Below are 1,154 nucleotides of genomic sequence, written 5' to 3'. Positions count from 1 at the left end.
CAACAAATCTTCTGCTTCTGCTATCTCTTCTTTTGGTAAAGGATAAAAAATAGGTGTTTGATTAGATTTAACACTCTCGTCTGCTACAATGTGTTTTTTCAAAAAATTAAACATAATTTTTACTACCTCCTATTAAAGAAGGGTTATTTTTAACGCTTCCTCAAGCATTGTATTAAAATCATTATATGTGTTCATTACCGTACCTGATGGTTTATCAAGTTCTAAATAAGTACCGTCTGATAAACTTTTACAAAACCACGCAATATTTGAATCGCCAAAGAAAAGATACTCTTTTTGAAATTCATTTTCATACCAAATCTCATTCGTGTCTATAAAGCCGCAAATATGTTCATCTTTTTTTGTTTCTAATAAAGAAGAATCAACTCCGTAAAGTACCAGTCCATCAAAGTCTAAACCATTTACAGTTTTAAGAAACTCTTCGTATTCCCTCGGTAAATCAACATTAAATTTCTCTTTTACATGTTCTCTTAATCTTTGAACTTCAGTATCCGTTGCGGGTGTATTCAGCTTATAATTAACACTTTTCAATATATCTCCAATTTCCAAAATCATATTTTTCCACATATAAAAACCTCTTTCTAAATTTATTCCCCTTTAGGGTAGATATTATATTTCGGTATAGGCCAGCTTATGTCTACACTATCTCCAGGTTGTAAGCCTTTAGTTAATGTACGTTGTGTATTAGTTATAGCTTTATGATATGGGTGATTTTGTATTAAAGTTAAATTTTCAAATGCATTTGTCCCTCCATCATCTAATGGAAGATTATGATGTACTTGCCACCCTATTGGAGGCTTTCCTCTTTTCATCAATTCTATATCCCCATCTAATATACCAGCATTCTTAAGTTCAGCAAGCTTAACAGGGTCATTAACTAAGGATTTAAGAAAATCTTTTCTGACACTTCTATCAAATTCCTTCCGAAGTTGATCAGTTTCTTCTCGGGTTCTCTTAGAATAAGTAATTTCATCAACTTTAACATCTTTAAGAATTACATCTTCTCCATATAATTTACCAACAAAAATGTCACCATCCGTAGTCCTTTTAGTATATTGATAAGGTGATAGCTTATCCTTAGCTGTTTGATAAGTATCAATAATAGCTTATCCTTAGCTGTTTGATAAGTATCAATA

The 1,154-nt window shown here is 31.4% G+C and carries 2 protein-coding genes and 1 pseudogene; all 3 read right to left on the bottom strand.

Going from position 1 to position 1,154, the window contains the following annotated elements; all coding sequences use genetic code 11:
- Positions 1 to 114 (bottom strand): annotated as a pseudogene (locus AC1DJR_RS30705) (SMI1/KNR4 family protein); the annotation flags it as partial.
- Positions 115 to 132: 18 nt separating this feature from the next.
- A complete protein-coding gene (locus AC1DJR_RS30700; protein WP_074594986.1) occupies positions 133 to 585 on the bottom strand; it encodes a YrhA family protein in 453 nt (150 codons plus the stop codon).
- Between the two features lie 20 nt (positions 586 to 605).
- On the bottom strand, positions 606 to 830 hold the full coding sequence (locus tag AC1DJR_RS30695) for an HNH endonuclease signature motif containing protein (RefSeq protein ID WP_477004337.1): 225 nt from the start codon (positions 828 to 830) through the stop codon (positions 606 to 608).
- Positions 831 to 1,154 lie beyond the last annotated feature (324 nt).

It is taken from the genome of Bacillus sp. 05T31 (assembly GCF_056396725.1).
The sequence above is the reverse complement of the archived record's forward strand: the minus strand, read 5'-3'. Positions and strand labels throughout refer to the sequence as shown.